The sequence below is a fragment of the Vibrio sp. 811 genome (assembly GCF_033339195.1).
On the sequence record NZ_JAWOUB010000005.1, the window covers coordinates 125,303 to 147,572 of the forward strand.

Genomic DNA, 22,270 nt, shown 5'->3' on the forward strand with positions numbered 1-22,270 from the left:
TAATGCTTGAACTACTCTTCTTGTTGTTGCCTATAGCTGCTGCGTATGGCTGGTATATGGGGCATCGCAGCGCTCAGCAAGACAAGCAGAAGCAATCTCATCAAATCTCTCGTCAGTATATGACGGGTCTTAATCTGCTGCTCTCTGACCAATCAGATAAGGCTGTCGATCACTTTATTGAATTGCTCCAAGTTGATAACGAGACCATCGATACTCACCTTGCGTTGGGTAACCTGTTCCGGTCTCGTGGTGAAGTCGACCGCGCAATCAGAATTCACCAAAATCTTATTTCTCGTTCAGGCTTAACACTGGACCAAAAGAACCTCGCCCTTCAACAGTTAGCGAAAGACTACATGGTCTCAGGTTTTCTTGATCGTGCAGAGAAAATCTTTGAACAGTTAGTCGAAGAGCCAGATTACAAAGAGGCGGCTCTTCAACAATTAGTGACCATTTATCAGCAAACACGAGAATGGGAAAAGGCGATTTATTACGCGAACCAATTGGCTAAGTTAGGTAATAAACGCTCAAGGATGCGTGCAAATATTGCCCATTTTTGGTGTGAAATAGCCATGCTCGACCAAGCTGATGGGAATACTAATAAGGCAATACAGCATTTTAAAAAAGCGTTAGCGGAAGACCCGAAGTGTGTTCGAGCAAGTATAGCTTTGGGACGAATTTACCTAGAGTCTGAAGACTATAAGCACACCATCAAATATCTGACGGGGGTACTTGAGCAAGATAAAGACTTTATCAGTGATGTCTTGCCAACTATTGCAGAATGCTATCATCATCTGGGTCAGGAAGATGAACTTGTCGAATTTCTGCGAGCTTGCATTGATAAGAAAGCAGGCGTATCAGCCGAGTTGATGTTGGCTCAATTAGTTGCTCATCACGAGAACGTTGGGGCTGCTCAAGAGTTACTGACGAAACAATTGCTGAAAAACCCAACCATGAAGGGCTTCTACCGTTTAATTGACTACCACATTGCAGAAGCAGAAGATGGTCGAGCGAAAGACAGCCTATCAACACTACAAGCGATGGTGGGTGAACAGTTAAAAGTGAAACCGCATTACCGATGCCGGAAGTGTGGATTTTCTACCCATTCCCTTTATTGGCATTGTCCGTCCTGTAAAGGATGGGGGACGATCAAGCCAATCCGCGGATTGGATGGTGAATAATTCTTAATGCAGCTGGCAGAGTTTCTGTCCGCTGCATTTTTTTAACTTTTTATTTAATAAGAACCAAAACAGTTAGGAGATGAAATGATCGACCAAAAAGTTATTGTCGCACTGGATTATGATAACCAAGCAGATGCACTTGCGTTTGTAGATAGAATTGATCCTGCGTCATGCCGACTAAAAGTTGGCAAGGAGATGTTTACGCTATTTGGTCCTGATTTTGTACGTGAACTCCATAAACGTGGTTTCTCTGTATTCCTAGATTTAAAATTTCACGATATTCCAAACACCTGTTCGAAAGCAGTTCGCGCTGCGGCTGAAATGGGTGTATGGATGGTGAACGTACACGCGAGCGGTGGTGAGCGTATGATGACGGCATCACGTGAAATTCTTGAACCATATGGTAAAGATCGTCCACTTCTTATCGGTGTAACGGTACTAACCAGTATGGAACAAAGTGATTTAGCTGGTATTGGTTTGAATGTTGCGCCTCAGGAGCAAGTTATTCGTCTAGCAACCTTGACCAAAAACGCAGGTTTAGATGGCGTGGTATGTTCAGCGCAAGAGTCCTCACTACTGAAGAGCGAACTAGGCCAAGAATTTAAATTAGTGACCCCTGGTATTCGACCTGCTGGTTCAGAACAAGGTGACCAACGCCGTATCATGACGCCAGTAGACGCTATCCAATCAGGTTCAGATTATCTTGTGATTGGTCGCCCTATCACTCAAGCGTCAAATCCTGCAGAAGTGCTGAAGTCGATCAATGAGAGCTTATCTAACATGTAAGCACTGTCTCGATTGTATGGAGAAAAGTGAGGCTAAGATGCCTCACTTTTTATATCGAATGAAAATACTAATCGCGGTAAACAACCATTCCTTTTAACCAGCTATGTCTGATCATTTACTTGCTTTAACTGGTATATCGGGGCCAATTGAGATAAAGGTTCTGCGGTTTATTCTGAGTAAAGTAGGGCTTGGTACTATGCCGATCACACTTTTGTAACATAACTCACTGTGATGCCTCGAAAATGCAATCATGTGTTATTGATGGCTTGCGTTACAAATGTCTAAAGAATACTATGGCGAAGATGCATTTACTGCGTTGTAAGGTCTAGGATGACCTAGTGAAACTCTTTGAAATTAATATAGAAGCTGGCAGGACGTCACTTCATATTACGTTCCTATTATTTCCTATCTGCGTATTTTAAATCGCAGCTTTCTGTGAGCTTTCACACGCTGTCTTCCTTGTTACGACCTTAGTGCGCAAACACAACAAGGAAGAAACATGACTAAAAAACTGCCATTTTCAGTACTAGCAACACTGACCGCTGCCAGTTTTCAACTGAGTGCGGCAGAATTGCCAGCTGATATCGAATGGATTTCAAACAACAACGAACCTCTATTTGCCTCTGAAGAAGCGGTACGAGGTGGCACCTATCGCACTTACATTCAGAGCTTTCCGCAAACATTACGAAGTGTTGGTCCAGATGCGAACTCAGGTTTGCGCCAATACTTAATGGATGGTTCACCAAAACTGGCTCAGCGTCATCCAAATACTGGCAAATGGATCCCTCAACTTGCTAAGTCATGGGCATTTGGAGAGGACAACAAAACCGTATTCTTTAAACTCGACGAAACGGCCGAGTGGTCAGATGGTGAAAAAATTACAGCAGATGATTACGTCTTTATGATGAAGTACTACACGTCAAAAGACATTATCGACCCGTGGTATAACGACTTCTTCACAAACAGTATTGTGAGTGTTGAAAAAATTGATGACTACACGATCAAAGTCAATCTTGCTGTAGCTCAAAGTCATGACTCACTTATGGTTATGATTAACATGCCAAGTAATGGTTTTCAGCCTCGTCCTGAACACTTCTTTGAAGGAGAAAAGGACGCAAATAACGATGGCATGCCTGATAACTTCGTCAGAAAGTTTAACTTTAAATCTGAGCCAACCGCAGCGCCTTACTACATTGATCAAGTGAAGAAAGGTAAGAGCGTGACATTCAAACATGTCGGTGAAGATTGGTGGGGATACAACAACCGCTACTATAAAAACCGTTATAACGTTGAAAAGGTTCGCATTAAGGTAATTCGCGATCCTGATATTGCCATGAAGCACTTTGAGAAAGGTAACTTAGACTACTTTGAGATGGTGCTACCAAGCTTTTGGCATGACAAAACCAATAGTGATGTGTACAAAAAAGGCTATATCCAAAAGTACTGGGGCTTTAACGAAGCACCGCAAGGAGCTGGTGGTCTTTGGATGAACACAGCGATGCCGATGTTGGATAACCTAGAAGTGCGTAAAGGTGTTATGGCAGCCACTGACTATGACGGCATGATTGAAAACATCATGCGTGGAGATTATTCACGTAAACCGCATGGACTCGGCTTTGGTCATGGCGAATACGATGATCCTAACAATACACCGCCAAAGTTTGATGCTGATGCGGCGGTTAAACACTTCGAAAAAGCGGGCTTTGACAAAGTGGGCGCAGATGGTATTCGTGTTAACGACAAGGGCCAACGCTTGAGCTTTGCTATCACCTACGGATACAACTCTTGGACACCGCGTATTGCATACCTGAAAGAGCAAGCGAAACTTGCTGGTCTTGAGTTCACGTTAAACTTGGTGGATGGCTCATCTGCGTTTAAATACATTCTTGAGAAAAAGCATCAGTTAGCGTTTTTGAATATGGGCTCTGGTGAGATCCCTGCCTATTGGGAATACCTACACTCGGATAATGCAAATCGACCACAAACGAATGCTCACACCAACTACAGCAGCCCTGAGCTAGACAAGTTAATTGAAGCGTATGATTCTGAGTTTGATCAGGAGAAGCGTTATGACTTGTCGCATCAAATCCAAAACTATGTCAGCAAAGCGAATATCATCGTTCCTGGCTACATGGTGCCTTATTCTCGAGTTGCTCATTGGCGCTGGGTTAAAATTCCTAAAAACGGCATGACAAAAGCGACAGAATGGGTGCTTCATCCAATGGATATCGGTAATTTCTGGATTGATAACCAAGTAAAAGAAGAGACAGAAGAAGCGATGGCCGAGGGTAAAACCTTCCCAGAATTAACGGTAATTGATGATCGTTACAAATTGTAAGTCATTAGTTTAGATAGAAAATGATAGCCCCGGTAATGAATTTTATCGGGGCTTTCTTTTTTTACTTAATAAGGTAAGACACTTCTAAAAGGTAGGTTTTTGCATCACCAAGCAAAGAGAACGCTTTATCGATGGTTTTAAATCGATCATCAAGCGAGTCGCTGGATATCAGCTGGCTGAATGTTTGCAACGAGAAAGCTTCGTTTGCTTTGAAGAACTGATGTATGTTTTCAAGCTGCACTTTATGAATATGCTCCACCTTATTTAGGGCGGTGGTTAAATCGGAAATGTTAATCGACATTGCTACTCGGGAACCTTATCAACAAGACCTATATGAGGTCATAGAGTGGGGTTTTATATTTTGCGACAGAGAGTAACACCGAAGAGCAATTTATAGTCTGATGAAGATCAATTTGCCTTATTTAAGCATCTGTAACGCGGCACTAGACGTGTACCTAGAGCTAGTACACGTTACAACGCTTGAATATAGGCTAGGGTTTCACCTGATCAAAAGTAAAAGCCAAGTCCGACTAAAAGCCCTTGAGAAGCCGTATCATATTCAAATACCTCTTCATTTTTGTAATCGACCCAGGTCGACTTGTAAGCTAAGTTGAGATCAGACCATTCGTTAAAGCGATAACGAACACCAGTTTGAATGGCATAAGTGAAGTGAGTATCGTTGCCAAGTCCGGCGTCGATGCTGGCATGAAGTCGCCAGTTTTCGCTCAATTCATCAATGAGTCGCAAGCCAACTAAAAAATCGACCCAATCTTCTTGTAATGACAGTCTATCTTCTAGTACCCGGTTATCATTACGATACAGCTTGCCGGTGATGTCATTGTCCCACCAACGTAATCCAAACATATAATCCAGTTTACCAAATGAATATTGTTCGCGTTGGAATGCCTTTGCTTCTAGAACACCTTGCCGTATTTCGATGTCCGCACGATAACGAGCGTTAGGCAGAGCGCCCTTGATATTATTAACATCACCACTTAAGTTCATGAAACTATAATCTATGTAGTAGCCCCACTTACTTTGGTAAATACTCTCGAATCGCAACATCGCCCCAATATCGAGGTGGTCTACGATGAACTTAGGATCGACATCCACCTCTGATGAAAAGCGACCAATACTGGTATCCCCGTGGATATTCAGTCCTAGCATGTACACTTCTATGCTATTTCGCCAACGAGATTCTTGTGTCTCGGCTGAGAGCGCTACTGATGTAGGTAATACAAGAATGAGTGAGGAGAGTGATAGCAGGTTACATGGTTTCATCCAATTTCCTTTTCGGCTTTTCGTCAGCTTTCAGCTTAGTAGAAGTCGCTACACTCTGCATAAAAAAGGGAAGCAACTTGCTTCCCTGTAATTAACATTGACTTAGAGTTGTTTGGCAATGTCTGAGGTTAGGCTTTCTAAGCCTATGGATAAAGCGTTGACGAGCGCTTCATAGCCCTCATCTTGAAGCGGCTGAGAGATTTGTATTGGCGCGCTGTTTTCTACCTTACCTTCGGAATTAATGAGTAACCATTCCCCCTCAATTTCGATATGACCTTTGTAGCTGCCATTAAATTTATTTAACGTAAGCTGGAGTTTGGCTTCACCGCTTTGATCCAACAGATTATTCATTTCAGTCGGCCAGTAATGACTTTGCTTTTGACGTAGTTCCGCGACAACTCTCTGAGTGATTTGCTCAGAAATACTGTGCGCCCATTGATTGTGTTTTGCCTGAATAACTTGGGTCTCAGAGGTTCGATAAACAATGCCATTATCATTCAAATAACTCGCCAATGTCACTGGACGAACAACTAAAGTTGGGCGCTGAGCGATATCAGAAGAGCTCAGCGTCACTGGTTCCGCCTTAGGTAGAAGGTACATAGCTCCTTTAGTTTGCGGAGCGCTACTGCAACCCGTTAGACCGACAAATAGCGCGATAGACAGAAAGAATACTCGTTTCATTAGTTTTGGCCTTTAACTGGTATTGGGTCACTGATTTCATCTTCTCCAAACACGAGAGAGTTTGGCTTTTCGTTTAGCTGTTTAAGTACGGGTTTAAACTCTGTCATCACGCTTTCTAATTCTTTTAGCGTGGCTTCCATTTCGCTGTACATGGTTGAGTTGGGTCCATAACCATCGAGTGTTTTTTGTAATTGCTGTAAGCTTTGGCGAATATCTGTTGGGATCTCTTGCGTCTCTTTTTGATTCAAAAGTTTATCAATACTGTCCGCCACGCGTTCTGCTGAAGCTAACGTTTTTTCAGACGTTTTTAACGTTGAATTGAGAGAATCTAGCGTTTCTTCCATCGGTAAGTTATTAATCTTATTTAGGAAGTCGTTCACTTGGCGCTGAACCTGCGCAAAACCACCACGCATGGTTGGGAAAACATCTAAATCAGCAAACTTACTCGGTACGTAAGGCTCGTCATTTGGATAGAAGTCGGCGTCAACATACAGTGCGCCTGTTAATAAGTTACCTGTTTTTAAAGTACCACGTAGGCCTTTAGCAAACTCACTCTTCAATTTATCTTTTAACATTGGTAAAGATTGGGATTGGAAATCGCCATAAACACGGCCGAGCTCGATACGTACCAATACAGGGATTTTTTTCGCAGAAAAGTTCTCTTCTGGGGTTGGAAGTCGCATTGGTACACGCATCACAGTACCAATTCTCAAGCCTCGATATTCGACAGGTGCCTTACGTTTAAGTCCTCGTACCGATTCATCAAAAAGCATAACGAATTCAATATAATCATCGTACATACCTTCTCGAAGTTGTTTAATATCATCGTACAAGCGGAAGTTGACCATATTTTCAGTGAGCTGTTCACCGGATTCAAGACCTGGAACGGTATCGAAGGTAACACCACCCGTTAGCATGCTCTCTAATGAGCCAAACTTGACTTCGAACCCTTCAGCGTTGAGCTGTAAATCTACGCCAGAATTCAGCCAGAACTTGGTACGAGTGCGCACTAAGCTGTCATAAGGCTTGAAAATAAAGAGTTGGTATAACGCTTTGCGAGTGTCAACATCAAAGCTGGTTTTCTCTACACGACCAACCGTAAAGCCTTTATAAATGACGGGGTCACCAACGCCTAGCTTACCAGCCTCGCGGTGTGTTAACACAAGGCGTAACCCCTCTGCATCAGGAGAGGCCACTGGGGGAACATCTAAGACCGTAAAGCGCTCTTTCTCTATCTTAGATTTACCCGGTTGAAGTTGGATATAAGCGCCAGAGAGCAAGGTCTCTAAACCAGAAACGCCATCACGGCCAATACGAGGCTTCACCACCCAAAACATGGTGTCATCTCGCAGCATGCGCTCTGCATCCTTGTTCATTTGTGCCTTAGCGATGATGTGATCGTAATTTTCACTGAGAGTGACTTCAGTAATCAGTCCGACTTTTACATTCAATGCTCGGATTTCGGTTTTGCCAACCTCAATCCCATCTGCGGTTGGCAGTTGGAGAGTAATTTGTGGGCCTGTACTGTTGATATATTGGAACAGCATCCACGCTCCCATGGCTAGCGCAAGGATCGGGACAATCCATATCGCAGAAATCTGCTTTTGCGGTTTTATTTGAGCGGTTACGTTGTTCTCATCACTCATATTTGGCTTTCTCGTTTAAGTTGTCAGAAATCGGCTCCTGCACTTCGTTTTGTGGCAATTGCCACAACAAACGTGAGTCAAATATCATTGCAGAAAGCATAGTAAAAATGACCACTGCCGCGAAAGAGAGCGCAGCAGGACCTGGATAAATCGCCATTAAGTTTTGCAGTTGAACCAGTGCAACTAAGATCGCGACGACGAAGATATCGATCATGGACCAACGGCCAATAAACTCAGTTATACGGTAGATCTTTAAGCGTGAAATACTCTCTTCGTGCGGAAGATATCGCGCTTTTTGCGCATTGTAATACAGCCACGCGAGTGCCAGCATTTTCGCCATTGGAATAAATACGCTAGCAAAGAAAATTACCATCGCAATAGGGTAAGAACCTAAATGCCAAAGCAATATTACCCCCTCCATGATAGTTGAACCTTCTGCATGTCCAAGACTTACGGTGTACATCATAGGGTAGAGGTTCGCAGGGATATAGAAAATGACTGAAGCAAACAAAAGCGCCCAAGCTTTTTGTAAGTTGTCTGCGGGGTTGTATTTGTGAATAGGGCTTTTACAACGAATGCAGTGTTGGTGTTTTTTAGCTTCAATAGGGTTGAGCTGGTGACACGTATGACAACCAATATGGTTGTGGTTATGGTGCGTATCACCCTCTTTTACATTAGATAGCTCGATAGCTGGAATAAAGTGCCCCCAGAGCCAGCTTTTGTCGACCATTGATATGCATTTGACTACCAGTACGGTATAAACGCAGAACGCCCAGAATGAAGTCCCCATTCCAATGTCTGCCAGAGAAGCGATTTTAATTAAGCTGACCAACACGCCAATCAAAAAGACATCCACCATTAACCAGGGTTCGACTCGAAACAGAAGACGGCATAAAACTTTTGCCATTCGTTGCTGCTTTTTAGAGGGGGTATGTTTACGTGCTTTTAATGCTTCAAGGTGAAGAAAGAGAATGAGGCCAACATAGATTGCAGGTAAAACGATAACTGTTGCGAGTAACAGCACACCCAAAAGCACATTTTGAAACTCAGCCAGCATTTTTGCAGCGTGCAACAAGGTGATTTCTTGCGACAACCCTTGCACGCTGAACGACATAAAAGGGAAAGAAATGCTTAGCACTAACATGATCAAACATGCCGATGATATGGCGATCACGCTTTGGTAAGGCTTGGCATTCACTTTAGTCAGCGAATGCGAACATCGAGGACATTGTGCTTTTTGCCCCTGTTCGATATCGGGAATGCGAACAACAAGGCCGCACTCTTCGCATGAAATTAACTGACGGGAATTAGGTTGAATACTCATCGGGTAGGTTTTAGATTCATTTGCTTTAAGAATACTCTTTTTTCACTAGGCACGCTTGTTTTGATTCAGGAGTTTACGAGTTTCTTACTTTTGGCATTAGAGCATATGGGAGATCTAAGACATAAACGAAGTCGCGTTTGGTACAAGATTTTACGGCGAAGATGAGTATGTTGGAAGTCGAAAATAATGTGATATTGCTTGTCTGTGGAGGGGTAATTACTTGTTTTTAAGGGTAAGTAATCCTGCCCAGATAATCTGAGCAGGGAAAAGAGTATTTTATTTAAAGTGGTTAGTTGTACTTTATTTGACCGTTCCGCTATTAAAGGCATTGGCCCCGACTTGCGTACCGTTGAGCGTTTTGCCGTAATAGCCTTGGTGCTGGTGATATTTCTCCGCTTTTGCGGTGACATTGCCTTTGAATCGAGGATCTTGTGGACGCTCATGGCTGTTGACGTATGCTGCGACATCCCAAGCTTCTTGCTCTGTCAGCTGCACACTTTTCCCAAGCGGCATGTTTTCGTAAATAAAATAGGCTGCAGTGTTAATCCGGTGCATACCTGCGCCCCAGTTATACGCATATTCGCCCCAAAGTGGTGGAATGTATGAATGGTCGTTGGTGTCTTTGATGCCTGAACCGTCGGCGCGATGGCAAGTTTCACAGTTCTTTTCGTAGACCAATGCGCCTCGCTCTATTGATGGTTCTTGCTCAGGGGCGGCGATTTTTGGGTAGCCACGCCCAGAGAGATTACCCCGCTTTTCAATTGGTAATGCTTGTGCGATGGCTTCGGGCAACGGGAAGTCTTTTGCTTTTCCACCAATTTGCAACGTTTTTGCGTCTAGTTCTGGAATGGGTTTATCCGCCATACCATGTTTGTCAAGCAAGCCGCCCATCGCTAACCAGTAGGCGTAAGCACTAAGGGCAACAATTTCTGTCGAATCGTAAGCGGGCGCTTTACCGTTCATGGAATACTCGAAACAACCTTGGATACGGTCAGCATAGCTGTTTACGCGATCGTTTTTCTTACGATATGCAGGGTATGCCATGTAAGCTGCCCACAGTGGCGCAGCGTTTGCTTTTCGTCCTGCCTCCATATGGCAGTTCACACAGTTTTGTTCGTTGCCAACGTATTTTCCGCGCATTTGTTGTGAGTTAACAAAGAGCGAGTAACCGCGTTTTACTTGCTCACCAAATGCGGTGTTTGGGATTGTGCTGAGATCACGCGGTTTTAAGTATTCACCGTGCTTATCTTTTTCTATCGCAGGTAGCTCTTTCTGGCGGTCCGGTAATGGATCGTTAGCTAGTACGAGCGTAGAAATGAAAGGCAGTGCGAACAAAGAATAGAAACGTTTCATGACTGCTCCTAGTAACGTAATGAGGCAAAGTAGTAAGCAAGATTTTCGATCTCTTTGTCAGTGAGATTTTTTGCGATGGTCCCCATCATATTGAGCGGGTCGCCACTGCGAGTGCCGTTTTTCCATGCCATCAATTGCGTTTTTAAGTAATCAGCATGTTGGCTTGCGAGGCGAGGGAACTTGTCGACGCCCATACCGCTGGCTCCATGACAAGTTGCGCAAGCTGGAATATTTCTATCCCAATCGCCTTGGAAAATTAATTTACGATACGGGTTACGAATATCAGCTTGGTCGCCGCGTTGTTCTGGATTCGTGAACTCATAGCTCGGGAGGTTAGCAAAGTACTCCATAACTTCCTTACGGTCTGCGGGGTCGCTGAGTTCCTTCGCCATGCCTTGCATGACCACATTTTGGCGTTCGCCACTAAGGAATAGTTCGATTTGAGTGTTGAGATAATTCGCGTTTAAACCAGCGATCATCGGCGCGATATTTGGCTGTCCCATGCCATCTTGGCCGTGACAACCGCTACATACGCTGGCTTTTTCCGGAATAGACGAGGCGCTTGCGCCCATAGTGGTTGCTAACAAACAGGCCACCACCACTGGAAGAATTTTTGACATGCTGACTCACTTTAATTTTTATTAATATGTCTAAGTGCTACTTGGTAGTCACTTGGACAATATTGTCGGCCTTGTCAATAATGAAAGGTATTGTGGATTTCCACATATTTAATAAGTGTAAATGGCCGTATTTGTTTTTATTGGTTGTTCTATAAGCGATAAAAACAAAGTGGTGAAGAGCTGCACAAATCGGCAGCTCTAAGCGGTAGAGACGTCTTAACGTGCGGCGTTACGCTTTGCGGATTTTGGCCGGCAGGGACTGACGTGCCGCCGCGCCCACGACCCAATCCAACAACACGCCTTTGCCTTCTCGAGTAGGGTCAATTAAGCCAATGTCGTTAATATTGACGCCATCTTGGCTGCGCGTTTTTACGGGTTGTTGCTTATCGCCGATCCAGTGCGAGCGTTGTCCTAGCTCGGTATGGCCAAACCCATGTTCAAATCCGAGTGTGCCAGGGCGAATCCCGCTGACTATCATCGCAAGTGCTTTGGTGCTTGCAGATGGTGTCTCGATAACAAACTCATCACCCGTTTTAATGCCTGCGCACTCGGCATCGATTGGATGGATGTACACTGGGTTTACGCCTTTAATCGAGTTCAACCTTGGCGATAGATTGGATACCGCACTGTGAATGTTGGATTTAAAGTTCGTCAGGCTGAAAGGCCATTCTGAGCTTGGGAACTGGTCTTCCATTGATGTGCCATCGGCCAGTTTTTGTGGATGCCATGTTGGGCAACCCGTGTAGAAATCACCGGTCATGGTGTTTCTTGCGCTGCCGACACGTTCATTCCATATCGCGACAGGTCGTGTCCATTTGTGCTTCATTTGCTCACCTTGATACGCTTCGGTTGCATTTTCAAAACGTCCACCGCGAGCAAAAATAAACGCCACACGTTTCATCTCATCCGCTGTCAGCGTCTTCTGCATGGCTGGCATTAAACGCTCTAGGCCGGACCACGCAATGTCTTCTGCCGAAACTTCAGGCACCCCGCCTTTCACATAAGCCAAGTTTGCCGCGGAACGTAAGTAGAAATCTTCAGCGCTGTGGAGAGCGTGCCAATTCCCTTGCGCATCTTGAATCGCGTTGTCACCAAAGCCGCCCAGTTGCATTTTCTTGGCGACATCAATCAAAAAGTTTTCTAAGCAAATTGAACGACCATCGGCGGTTTTCTCTGTTCGCGCTCCCACAATCGGCCAACGAGCGGTGACGGTTTTCACCGGAACGTCGTGCCAAGGCGTTGCCATACCCCAGCTTTCGTAGGTGACCGTGTCCGGCACAATATAGTCCGACAACGCGGTGGTTTCGTTAATGAACGCATCAACAGACACAATCAAACCGAGTTGTTTTGGATCTTTAAGCTTGTCTTCCAGCAGCGTTTTCAAACCGGGTACACCATACATTGGGTTCGCCATGTGGTTGATCCACGCTTTAACGCGGTATGGATACCCATCAATAGCCGCAGATAGGTGCTCTGTCAGCAGTGGCGCGGCAAACGGATACCAAGGGGCGCGAGTTGGGTAAGGTGATTCACCTGCCTCAACGCGACGTTTGTATTCGCTGGTTTTGTGGTAGGGGAATTTACTGCGCGACAAAAAGACGCCTTTCGGGCCGACTTTGCCAGCAAATTTGGTGAAGTCGTAACGAGGACCCGCAGCGGAAGTTGGGTAGCCACCCGCTTTGGCCATCGCGCCGCCTTTCATATTGATATTACCAATCAACGCATTGAGCATCATGATGGTAAACGAGTTATAGAACCCGTTGGTGTGCATGTTGCCACCGTGGGTATCGACCACCGCTTTTGTTCCGTGACTGGTGAAGCGTTTTGCTAGTTCAACAATTTGTTCGACAGGAATCTCACATTGTTGGCTGTAGAACTCAAGACTGTATTTGAACGCCTCTTCTTTGAGTCTTTGCAGGGAAGATTTTACTCGCACTTCGCCTGATGCAAGCGAAACCGTTTTATCGACAAACAGTGCCGCTTCTCCTGTCTGGGTATGAACACCAAATTCGCCGCTTTGATCATCCACGATGACGTACGGATCGGAGTCAGACAACGCTTCGCCCTCGAATGGCAGATTCAAGTCCGACGCGCGTAAAAACGTGCCGTTTCTCGGGTGCTGATTATCGCTTATCACGAGATGCGTAGCATTACACCAGTGCGCGGTGCTAGCTCGTTTCATTGCGTTCACCCCCGGTTGGGTTAAGAAGGTTTTGTTGTAGCGTTGGTTTTCGATGATCCACTGGATCATGCCAAGCACGAGGGCAGAGTCGGTGCCTGGTTTGATTGGTACCCAGCGGTTGTTGTCACCGGCAGCCAAGCTCGATGAACCAGCAGGCAAACTTGGTGTGATGATGGTGTATTCCAAGCTACCTTCTGTTCGCGCATTGGCGAGTTGGCGCGCCTGACGCTTAAAAGGGTTACCCGCTTGAGCTGGTGACATACCGATGAAGATGATGTATTCCGCGTTATCAAAGTCTGGCTTCAAGTGCGCGTTCTTATCTAAATCGTTCATAAATGCGCCGCTGCCAGCACGAAATGCGTAGCCGCAGTAAGAGCCATGATGCCCAAAGTTACGCGTACCATAGCTGTTGAACGCGAAGCGTTTGAATATGTCGTCTCGGCCTTCGTTACCGGCGTTGGTCATTAACAGTTGGTTGGCTTTCGGTCCATATTCTGGGTTTTCAGGATCAACGGGCGTTGTTAAATCGCGAATGTCGCGTAAGCCATCAACATGACCTTCACCAAATAAATCACCGCCCTCGACGACTTCTTCTATCAGTTGTTCGTAACTGATCGGAATCCATTTTCCTTCGCCGCGTTTTCCAACTCGTTTCAGTGGCTGAGTAATGCGGTACGGGCTGTTGCGAATTTCTAACATCCCATTGCCACGTGCGCATGCTGTTGAACGACCGTCAAGGCCCGCTTCTCCTGCCAAACTTAAGTAAGCATCTTTGACTGGCGTTTCGAACGGAATGTGTTGCTGATGAGAGAGTGGGTGATATGGGTTGCCAGTAATACGCAAAATATCGTCGCTGCGGTTATCAATGCGTACACGCAATCCGCACAGTGACCAACAACCAAAGCACATCGATGGCGCAACGCGCTGATTTGGATTAGGGATTAGGTTGCCTTTGCTGTTGACCGTGTACTCTGGTTCAAGCGAGTTACCGTGGTGAATATCACGCGTTTTTTCTCCCGCAGTGCCTTCGAGCGCACCTTCGACCATGTGTTTGGTGGTGGTGGCGTAACCCGCAGCGAATGCGCCAAGCCCACCCACTGCAATGCCTGATTTCAAAAACTGACGGCGTTTGTTATCCATGATGAAATCCTCTTTGATTAGCGTTCAGTTAAGGTGAGTGATGAGGCTTTTACTTCGATCTTTTGTTTTGGCTGAACCAGCTCCGAACTGAGCAGTGCCAGTGCAAGCCATAATCCGAGCATGCCGATAATGCCTATCCAGCCATTTCCATCCATAGTGAGTTGGTATGGATACAGCCCTGCATCGAACTTGGCGATGGTTTGCACTTCCATGATGGTAAACCAGCGAATCAGCCATGCACTTGCCAGTGCGGCAGCAGACACAAAACCGAGCCCTATGACGTGACGAAATCTGGCTGATGTGGACTTTTTGGTATCGCGAAAGAAGATGAAAGCGAGCAAAACACAACCTAAAACGACAAAAGTGAGCAGGGCAATGTTGTGCATCCATTGTTCGCTAGAATAGAGCGAAAATGCGGAATTGTTGGATGCCCAAATCGGTAGCAGTATCAGCGTTAATACACCGCTGGTAACCACTGATTTTTTAAGTAAATTAGTATCGCCAGATGTCAGCGTCTTTGACTGACTAGGCAGCAAGAGCCAAATCAACAGAGAAAATCCGACCGCGCCCATAAATGCAGTGACAAACCAAAGAATTGGTGACGCGGGTTGGTGCCATAAAGGGCGCGATTGAACGACTGCAATTTCAGCTCCAGTATAAAGGGCGATGGTTAAGCCTGATAACACGGTGATTGCAGATATTGTGAGCATCACTTTGTGAGAAATAGCCCATTCACCAAGCGACAACTTAGATAACAGAGGTAGTACTTTTCCCGGTTGATTTCGCAGTGCGATAAGATCCTCGCGGAGATATAGCCATGCAGTCACTACCGCTAAACCTGAGAAAACAGGCAAGAAAAGCGACCCCAAAGACATCCATGACCACGGAGTGATGTGTACGTAAAAATGCCATGCGCGTCCCGGCTGGTGAAGGTCGCCAGTTAACGCTAATGGCCCCACGATGGCGCCGATGGCCAGCGTCAGAACAAGCGCAGCGCGCAGTCTGTGACTGGTGTGTTTTTCAAATAATAGGGCGATTAGGAATAAAACAGCAGCCGCATAAGCCGAACCGATGTAGAAGAAATACTGCACCGCCCACGGGAGCCAAGCCATCGCTTGAGGTTGGACTAACACTTCGGTGATGTTCATGCGCGCTCTCCTTGTGGGTCGTAAATAGCAGGTTGTCCGTCGATGTGGCTGGTGAAGCGTTCATCCATGCCGATGTAAAACACGTGAGGCTTGGTGCCTTCATTGGGTTTTAGCACTTTGATATCGTCTTGGTGCTTCGCAATTAAGCGGCGGACTTCACTTGATGGATCATTCAAATCACCAATTACACGTGCTCCGCCAACACAGGTTTCCACGCAGGCAGGCAATAGACCTTTTTCTAGACGGTGAGCACAGAAGGTACATTTATCTGCGGTGAGGGTGTCCTCATTGATAAAACGAGCATCGTAAGGGCAAGCTTGTACACAGTACGCGCAGGCGACGCAGCGACTGTTATCCACCATGACAATACCATCTTCGCGCTGAAAGGTTGCTTGAACCGGGCACACTGCCACGCAAGGTGGGTTGTCACAGTGGTTACAAAGGCGCGGTAGCATAAAGGCTTTTGCTTCTTGCGTGGCTGTAGAGCCATCATCTAACGTAACTTCGTATTGCTTTACGGTGGTTCGGAACTGACCGATTGGCGCTTGGTTCTCGATGCTGCAACCCACAGTGCAAGCCTGGCATCCGACACATTTACGCAAATCTATCACCATGGCATAACGCTTCCCGACTTGTCCTTTTCGGTCAGCGGACTGGTTATTTCGAATAATGTTTCCCGCAGTTGCCGTGCCAATGCCTGCGACTGGAATTAACGCGGCTCCGGCTGTGACCGCGCTGAGAAAGCGACGTTTGGTGGAATCCATAACTCACCTGCTTTTTTGTTGTATTTGAATTGACTGATTCCATTGTGAGAAATGCACTGCGAGGCTTATATTGTGGATTTCCACATACCCAGATCAAACTTGATCTAAAACAAATGTGGTTTAGGGAAGGTAGCTGTTATTCTTGTCGCACTCTCTTGACGGAACGATTCGACTCATCATGAAAAAAGCACTGTGGCTTCAGCTTTGGATTCTTTGCTTAGTTGCCTTTGCATCTTTGGTTCAGGGCTCAGTTTCTGAACAAGCAGATCTGCAAGGAATGCAAGAGCAAAAAGCAGAGCAGCCACAGGTCAAGCAAAAAGTCGAAGTGGGCGTGTTAGCGATACGCGGCCATCTTTATGCTGAGCAGAGATGGCAACCGACCATTGATTGGCTCAATCAGCAAATTTCCGATGTGCATTTTGTCCTTCATCCCCTTAACTTGGATGAAATGGGCGAAGCGGTGAAGTTTCAGACCATGGATTTCATCTTAACCAACCCAGGTCAGGCAGTGCGGTTGGGCAGGCAATACGCGCTGTCGTGGATGGCAACGCTAACCAGCAGAGCACCACAAAACTCGAATTACGGCATTGGTTCGGCGCTGGTGGTTCGAGCCAATTCAAGTTATCAAACGGTGCAAGATGTCTCAGGACGTCCCGTTGCGGCGGTATCAGAAAAAGCGTTTGGTGGTTATCTAACGATGCGCTATCAAATAGTCAAAATGGGGCTTAATCCAAACGATTTCTTTTCTGATGTCCGCTATCTTGGTTTTCCTATTGATGCCAACCTGTATCAATTACGTGATGGCAATGTGGAAGCGGCCGTTGTCCCTGCTTGTTTATTGGAACAGATGCTAAGTGAAGGGCTTTTACAACCGAGTAATTATCGAGTTTTAAATCAACAGCCGAACGAGCGCTCGTTATGCGCTGTTTCCACACCGCTTTATCCTAACTGGTCATTTGCCAAAACAGAGCGCGGCTCAGCTCAGATTGCCAAACAGATTGCGCAAGTATTGTTAGCGATGCCACCTGAACACCCTGCGGTTATTGCGGCAGGCGCGTCAGGTTGGACGTCCCCCGTCAGCTTGCTGAGCATCGACAAACTTTATCAGGCGTTGGATCTCCATCCGTTGCAACAACCTTGGTGGAGTGAGGCTCTACGCTGGCTGCGTAGTCATCAAGAGTGGGCATGGGCGCTGTTCATGTTTGTGATTGTGTTGAACGCGTACCACTTTTGGCTTGAGTATCGATTTAGCAAGAGTAAGCAAGCGTTGGAGCAGACATCGTTACGATTAAAAGAGAAAAGTGAACAGTTAGAACATTCACAAAGGGTCGCGATTGTCGGAGAAATCGGCACTAGTCTTGCTCATGAACTCAATCAGCCACTGGCAGCCATTCGCAACTATAGTGAAGGCGGTTTACTTCGCTTGGCCAAAAAGCGCCCTCATGAAGATATTGTCCCTGTACTTGAGAAAATACAGGGCCAAGTTGAAAGAGCCGATGCAATTATTCAGCGATTAAGAACGTTGATTCGTAAGCGCAGTGTCGACAAAACGTCGTGCGATCTTCAAGTACTCATTGATGACACGATTGAGTTACTCCATTTTCGAATGCAGAAGCAAAACATTTCTATTGTGGCCAGTACAGAAGGGAACATTCGTCCATTACTTGTCGATGCAGTTGGCGTACAACAGGTTTTAGTTAATGTGATCAGCAACGCGATTGATGCGTGTACTTTGTTCCAAGAGAAATATCACTCATCAGGTTATCAAGGTAAAATTGCCCTGCATTGCGATTACCAAATCAGTCAACTCTCTATTCGAGTGTTAGACAATGGTACAGGGTTGCAGCAAGAGAATCCGACTCAAGCGTTTGTGAGTAGCAAAGAAGAAGGGCTTGGGCTGGGGTTAGCCATTTGTCGCGATGTGATGGAAATGCATGGTGGCGAGTTTGTCATCAGCTCGATAGCACCACATGGTTGTTTGGTTGAGCTTGTGTTTCCATATCAAAACTAATCTGAACTAGGCATAGGAGCACTCAATGAGCAGCGGTGAAAAGCAGCTACCTGTTTTTGTAGTCGATGATGATGAATCGGTGCGTGACTCGCTCGCTTTTATGTTGGAAGAGCATGACTTCAACGTGACGACTTTTGCTGATGGGCAATCTTTTCTCGATAAAGTGAACATTCATCAGGCCGGATGCGTGATCCTTGATAGCCGAATGCCCAACCTTCGTGGCCAGCAAGTGCACCAAATTTTAAATCAAGCCAACAGCCCGCTAGCCGTTATTTATCTGACAGGGCATGGTGATGTTCCGATGGCGGTCGATGCATTGCAAGCTGGGGCGGTCAATTTCTTCCAAAAACCAGTCAAAGGCGATGAACTGGCACGAGCCATTTTGCAGGGACAGGCGCAGTCTGCCACAAACCTCGATATGGCAGCAGCTAAATCGGCTTATGAATCGCTCACACCTAGAGAAAAAGACATTTTACGTTTGATTATTGAAGGAAAGCGCAACATTCGTATTGCTGACGAACTTTGCATAGCAATGCGAACGGTTGAAGTACACCGAGCTAATCTATTGAAGAAGTTCTCGGCAAAAACCGTCGCAGAGTTGGCATATATTTATGGCAAGCTAGATTAAAGCTTACCGAGTGAAGCCTCTTAAGGCTATTTAGAGGATACAACTTGAGCTTTATGACGACTCGCGTATTATCTTCTTCGTTCTTACTTTATCTGAATTCTTATGAGTTTGTTGACTAAACGACATCACACGCCACATAAGCGGGCAAAATGGCTACTGGCGATTATTGGCTGGGTGGTCGTTGTGTGTCTGATGCAAAATTCAGGCTTTGCATCGTCATGCTCTATGAAATATGAGGCGGAATCGCCCGCGGTTTCACTTGCTGATGAGCGTTCGAGCGTCAAGTCGATTGATACTAAAGAAACTAGCAAGTGCGAATTGTCTGAAAAGTTAATTCAGTTTTCTCAACATCAACTCGATGTATTTATTGTTGTTCTGTTTGTCGGTCTTTTTGCTTCGGCAATTTGGTTGTGCAGTGCCTATATTGGTGCGCAACATTGGACGGAACCGATAGGCCGTAAGTTTCGAGTCCATCTGACTTTCTGTGTGTTCCGAGAATAAAAGCGTGCTTTCTGACCACTAGCGTCAGTTATTTAGCACCTTTGTCTTTTAACTAGGAATCACTATGAATCAAATTACTAAACTGACTCAGTTTGCGTTCATGTTTTTTATGACGCTTGCTTTGAGTTTGCTCTCTCTGAGTATTTCAGCTCAAACTACTGATACAGGTTGGCTAACCAACCCACAACATCCTCCAGTGCAAACGCGCTTTGTGCTCACTGGTCAACAAGATCCGCAAGCCAAAACACTTACAGGTTATTTGGATGTCAAGTTAACCGGAGACTGGAAAACTTACTGGCGTTCACCTGGTGAGGGCGGCGTAGCACCATCTATTGATTGGCAAAATTCACAAAATTTATCCAAAGTGGATTGGCAATGGCCGCACCCACAAAAATTCGAACTGTTAGGTATCGAGACTCTTGGGTATAAAGGCGATACTTTGTTCCCCATGACGCTGCACGTCGAAGACATGTCCAGACCTGTCACGATTGATGCGGTACTGACACTTTCTTCTTGTACGACGATTTGTGTGCTGACCGACTATCAAATTCAATTGACGTTCTTGCCTTCTGATCTAACAGTCGATGAAGGCGTGATGTTCAGTTACGCTCAAGCAGTGAGTAACGTGCCGCAGCCATCGCCGTTTATTGATGTTACTCAGGCGAGTTGGGATGCGAACCAATCGAAACTACAAATCAAGCTACAGAACAGTCAGGGTTGGCAACAACCACAAGTGCTGGTGGATGGTGTCGATGAAGCAACGCGAGACTATAGCTTCAAGCTTGAAGGAATGTATCAAGAAGGAAACATCGTCACCGCGAGCTATATCGTTGATACTTGGCTGGGCGATGTGGAGTTAGATGGTCAGTCGCTGTTTGTGACCATCAAAGACACCAATTTACTAGCAGAAGAAACCACTCAAGCAACTGCTGAGGCAATAGTTGAACCGTTGCCGAGCACGTCTCTAACGAGTGTTTTTCTATTCGCGTTGCTCGGCGGTTTAATTCTTAACATTATGCCTTGCGTTCTTCCGGTTTTGGGGATGAAGCTAAGTAGTATTGTTGCCGCTCAAGGTATCGAGCGTCGTCAAATTCGCGCTCAGTTTGTTGCCTCGTCACTTGGTATATTAACGTCGTTCTGGATTCTCGCTGGTTTTATTTTGGTGCTTAAGCTAACAGGTAATGCCATTGGCTGGGGCGTGCAATTTCAAAGCCCTTGGTTCTTAGGTTTGATGGTGTTGGTCACCACTTTGTTTGGGGCCAATATGCTGGGGCTGTTTGAAGTCCGTCTATCATCGGGTACCAATACATGGCTGGCCTCGAAAGGTGATAACTCCCTAGTTGGTCACTATGTTCAAGGTATGTTTGCTACATTGCTTGCGACGCCTTGCTCCGCGCCTTTTCTAGGAACGGCCGTGGCGTTTGCCTTGGGTGCCGACGTATTAACGTTATTTGCAACCTTTACAGCATTAGCATTGGGTATGACACTGCCTTGGCTCTTAGTCGCTGTGTTTCCAAATATCGCGCTGAAACTACCAAAGCCTGGCTCGTGGATGAATGTCGTTAAAATCGTGTTTGGCATAATGATGCTGGCGACTAGCATTTGGCTACTTTCATTAATGGCAAATCATGTACCGATGTTATGGATTGCACTTATCGCTGTGGTTGCTTTTGTTGTAATGATGGCAAGAGTTAAGAAAGTGTATGGTGAGAAAGCGCTTGCTGTATCCGGAACTGCGTCATTAGTGTTGATAGCTGGTGGCCTGTTACTTGGTAGTGTCACTGCCGACCAATGGGCGACACCGCTTCCTGAGGACTTAGCGTGGCAGAAGCTTTCTAACTCGGCGATTGAAGATCACGTCAATAATGGGCGAGTGGTGTTTGTTGATGTCACTGCGGATTGGTGTGTCACGTGTAAAGCGAACAAGATCGGTGTGATCTGGCAAGATCCTGTCTACTCATTGCTGCAAAGCCCTAATGTAGCGACGTTAAAAGGGGATTGGACACATCCGGACGGCTCGGTAACTGACTTTTTACGAGCTCATGGGCGTTACGGTGTGCCGTTTAACATCGTCTATGGCCCGGCAGCGCCACAAGGTATCCCGTTACCTGTGATTCTGACTGATGATGTTGTTTTAAGTGCGGTGAAGCAAGCGAGTGGGGGAGCTATTCAATGAGTTCGACAAAGCAGCGTAGAACATTCCGATATTGGCTCATTCAAATCGTACAGATGGTGCTCATTGTCACCGCGATTTCTATCGCGATGGATTGGTATCGCACTAAAGATATTCCTAAACAGGAGTCACCACCATTGAGCTCCGTATTGAGCGATGGTGAATACTTCGATGCAATCGCGCAAAGTTATGAACAACCTGTCGTTGTTTATTTTTGGGCGACTTGGTGTCCCGCTTGTAAATTTGTAAGCCCAAGCGTGAGTTGGCTGAGTGATGACTACACCGTAGTTGGCGTTTCTGGATCGTCGGGACCGAATGAGCGTGTGGCGCAGTTTATGAGGGCAAAAGAATATCGTTTCGAAAACATAAACGATTCTTCAAGCGATATTATGCGCGAATGGAAAATTAGCGTGACCCCAACCATTTATGTTTTAAGAAATGGTGAAATTTCCTCTGTCACAACTGGCGTTACCACTCCGATAGGAATACTAGCGAGAATTTGGTTAGCTCGATAAC

The 22,270-nt window shown here is 45.9% G+C and carries 18 protein-coding genes; 8 read left to right on the forward strand and 10 right to left on the reverse strand.

The window, feature by feature from the left end; translation table 11 throughout:
* The first annotated feature begins 2 nt into the window (after nt 1-2).
* The 3 genes from lapB to R7Q46_RS10590 all read left to right on the forward strand — a co-directional run bounded on the left by lapB (nt 3) and on the right by R7Q46_RS10590 (nt 4,302).
* The gene (gene lapB, locus R7Q46_RS10580) at nt 3-1,178 is read left to right on the forward strand and encodes a lipopolysaccharide assembly protein LapB (RefSeq protein ID WP_005376665.1); all 1,176 of its coding nucleotides are present in this window, start codon (nt 3-5) and stop codon (nt 1,176-1,178) included.
* Between the two features lie 84 nt (nt 1,179-1,262).
* Complete coding sequence (pyrF, locus tag R7Q46_RS10585; RefSeq protein ID WP_005376667.1) at nt 1,263-1,964, forward strand: orotidine-5'-phosphate decarboxylase; 702 nt, start codon at nt 1,263-1,265, stop codon at nt 1,962-1,964.
* A 499-nt stretch (nt 1,965-2,463) separates the two neighbouring features.
* Nucleotides 2,464-4,302: an extracellular solute-binding protein gene (locus R7Q46_RS10590; RefSeq protein ID WP_158174060.1), complete on the forward strand. Its 1,839-nt coding sequence runs from the start codon at nt 2,464-2,466 to the stop codon at nt 4,300-4,302.
* A gap of 61 nt (nt 4,303-4,363) precedes the next feature.
* Here R7Q46_RS10590 and R7Q46_RS10595 read toward each other — a convergent pair whose 3' ends face one another.
* The 10 genes from R7Q46_RS10595 to dsrO form a co-directional block, all read right to left on the reverse strand.
* The gene (locus tag R7Q46_RS10595; RefSeq protein WP_158156713.1) at nt 4,364-4,603 is read right to left on the reverse strand and encodes a hypothetical protein; all 240 of its coding nucleotides are present in this window, start codon (nt 4,601-4,603) and stop codon (nt 4,364-4,366) included.
* A gap of 206 nt (nt 4,604-4,809) precedes the next feature.
* Nucleotides 4,810-5,583, reverse strand: coding sequence for a hypothetical protein (locus R7Q46_RS10600; RefSeq protein ID WP_130545143.1), 774 nt, complete (start codon nt 5,581-5,583; stop codon nt 4,810-4,812).
* Nucleotides 5,584-5,685: 102 nt separating this feature from the next.
* Nucleotides 5,686-6,264, reverse strand: coding sequence for a membrane integrity-associated transporter subunit PqiC (locus R7Q46_RS10605; protein ID WP_318077490.1), 579 nt, complete (start codon nt 6,262-6,264; stop codon nt 5,686-5,688).
* Nucleotides 6,264-7,910: an intermembrane transport protein PqiB gene (gene pqiB, locus R7Q46_RS10610; protein WP_005376682.1), complete on the reverse strand. Its 1,647-nt coding sequence runs from the start codon at nt 7,908-7,910 to the stop codon at nt 6,264-6,266. Before pqiB ends, R7Q46_RS10605 begins: the two co-directional genes overlap by 1 nt.
* Complete coding sequence (locus R7Q46_RS10615) at nt 7,903-9,234, reverse strand: paraquat-inducible protein A (protein WP_054729239.1); 1,332 nt, start codon at nt 9,232-9,234, stop codon at nt 7,903-7,905. The genes pqiB and R7Q46_RS10615 overlap by 8 nt, the downstream gene beginning before the upstream one ends.
* Before the next feature lie 300 nt (nt 9,235-9,534).
* A complete protein-coding gene (locus R7Q46_RS10620) occupies nt 9,535-10,587 on the reverse strand; it encodes a c-type cytochrome (protein WP_318077491.1) in 1,053 nt (350 codons plus the stop codon).
* A gap of 8 nt (nt 10,588-10,595) precedes the next feature.
* Nucleotides 10,596-11,159: a c-type cytochrome gene (locus R7Q46_RS10625; protein WP_370687796.1), complete on the reverse strand. Its 564-nt coding sequence runs from the start codon at nt 11,157-11,159 to the stop codon at nt 10,596-10,598.
* Between the two features lie 277 nt (nt 11,160-11,436).
* On the reverse strand, nt 11,437-14,529 hold the full coding sequence (locus R7Q46_RS10630; RefSeq protein WP_262630364.1) for a tetrathionate reductase subunit A: 3,093 nt from the start codon (nt 14,527-14,529) through the stop codon (nt 11,437-11,439).
* A 17-nt stretch (nt 14,530-14,546) separates the two neighbouring features.
* Nucleotides 14,547-15,677, reverse strand: coding sequence for an NrfD/PsrC family molybdoenzyme membrane anchor subunit (gene nrfD, locus R7Q46_RS10635; RefSeq protein WP_222712520.1), 1,131 nt, complete (start codon nt 15,675-15,677; stop codon nt 14,547-14,549).
* A complete protein-coding gene (gene dsrO, locus R7Q46_RS10640) occupies nt 15,674-16,441 on the reverse strand; it encodes a sulfate reduction electron transfer complex DsrMKJOP subunit DsrO (protein ID WP_318077492.1) in 768 nt (255 codons plus the stop codon). The genes nrfD and dsrO overlap by 4 nt, the downstream gene beginning before the upstream one ends.
* A 178-nt stretch (nt 16,442-16,619) precedes the next feature.
* On the opposite strand from dsrO, the gene R7Q46_RS10645 reads away from it, so the two are divergent.
* The 5 genes from R7Q46_RS10645 to R7Q46_RS10665 all read left to right on the forward strand — a co-directional run bounded on the left by R7Q46_RS10645 (nt 16,620) and on the right by R7Q46_RS10665 (nt 22,269).
* The gene (locus R7Q46_RS10645; RefSeq protein ID WP_213973246.1) at nt 16,620-18,452 is read left to right on the forward strand and encodes a sensor histidine kinase; all 1,833 of its coding nucleotides are present in this window, start codon (nt 16,620-16,622) and stop codon (nt 18,450-18,452) included.
* Nucleotides 18,453-18,477: 25 nt separating this feature from the next.
* Nucleotides 18,478-19,080, forward strand: coding sequence for a response regulator transcription factor (locus R7Q46_RS10650; RefSeq protein ID WP_025767241.1), 603 nt, complete (start codon nt 18,478-18,480; stop codon nt 19,078-19,080).
* Between the two features lie 102 nt (nt 19,081-19,182).
* Nucleotides 19,183-19,581 (forward strand): hypothetical protein, encoded by a 399-nt coding sequence (locus R7Q46_RS10655; protein WP_318077493.1) that lies wholly within the window; start codon nt 19,183-19,185, stop codon nt 19,579-19,581.
* Nucleotides 19,582-19,645: 64 nt separating this feature from the next.
* The gene (locus R7Q46_RS10660; RefSeq protein ID WP_318077494.1) at nt 19,646-21,757 is read left to right on the forward strand and encodes a protein-disulfide reductase DsbD family protein; all 2,112 of its coding nucleotides are present in this window, start codon (nt 19,646-19,648) and stop codon (nt 21,755-21,757) included.
* Nucleotides 21,754-22,269: a protein disulfide oxidoreductase gene (locus R7Q46_RS10665; RefSeq protein WP_213871723.1), complete on the forward strand. Its 516-nt coding sequence runs from the start codon at nt 21,754-21,756 to the stop codon at nt 22,267-22,269. Before R7Q46_RS10660 ends, R7Q46_RS10665 begins: the two co-directional genes overlap by 4 nt.
* Nucleotide 22,270 lies beyond the last annotated feature (1 nt).